General features: G+C 65.6%; 1 protein-coding gene. It reads left to right on the top strand.

The annotated features are described in order from the left end of the window. On the top strand, positions 1-1,048 hold a 1,048-nt coding region (locus SR3_RS30290; protein ID WP_169805752.1), incomplete at both ends, for a WD40/YVTN/BNR-like repeat-containing protein.

Here is a 1,048-nt window from a genome sequence, read left to right on the forward strand (position 1 = left end):
TGCCCAACCGCCTGTGGGTGGGCGGCGGCACCGGGCCCTTCTACGCCGATTTCCCGCCGGGCACTTCGGTGGCCAACTGGGTCAGCCAGGCGCGCGGCATCGAGGAGCTGGTGACCAATGACGCCATTCAGGCCCCTGGCCAGTCGCCGATCTTCGCGGGTTGGGACTTCGGCATGCATGTGAAGGATGACCTCAACGCCTTCTCCACCACCTTCGGGCCGAATGAGCGCGGGTTGATGTCGGTGCAGCAGATGGACTGGTCGCCGTCCGATCCGAGTTTCGTGGTGAGCAATGCCTCGGACGCGCGCCATTGCTGCTCGGAAGACGGCAATGCCGTGATGGCCGGTTACAGCACCGATGGCGGGCGCACATGGACCAAATTCGCCACCTTGCCCACGCCTCCGGGTGAAAAGGGCGACGACCCGTGGCGCATGTCCTATGGCGCCATTGCCGTGTCATCCAGCGATGTCGACAACATCATCTGGGAGCCTTCGGACAACCGCAAGCCCTTCTACACCAAGGATCGCGGCAAGACGTGGAGTCCGGTGCATCTGCCCGGCGAGGTGGGGGACAAGACCGGCTCCTTCCCGCATATGTGGCAGCAGCGCAAAACCTTGACCGCCGACAAGACCACGGGCGGCACCTTCTATCTCTACCACAGCGGCGAGGCCCCCAACATCGCCTTGCAAGGCCTGTGGCGCAGCCGCGATGGCGGCGCCAACTGGACCCGCGTCTTCCCCGGAGAGATCGCGCCCTCCAGCGGAGAGACCGCCAAGCTGCGTTCGGTGCCGGGCCATGCCGGGCATCTTTTCTTCACCTCGGCGGTGAACGGAAATGGCGACACCGGCCTGCGCCGCAGCACCGATGGCGGCGCCAGCTGGAGCGTGGTGGCGCATGTCGATCATGTCGACGATGTGGCTTTCGGGAAAGCCGCGAAGGGTGCGGCCTATCCCACCATCTTCATCTCGGGCCGGGTCGATGGCCGTTACGGCATCTGGCGCTCGGTGGACAATGCGGGCAGCTGGCAGCTGGTGGCGGATTTCCCGGC

It is taken from the genome of Novosphingobium rosa NBRC 15208, assembly GCF_001598555.1.
GTDB lineage: Bacteria > Pseudomonadota > Alphaproteobacteria > Sphingomonadales > Sphingomonadaceae > Novosphingobium > Novosphingobium rosa.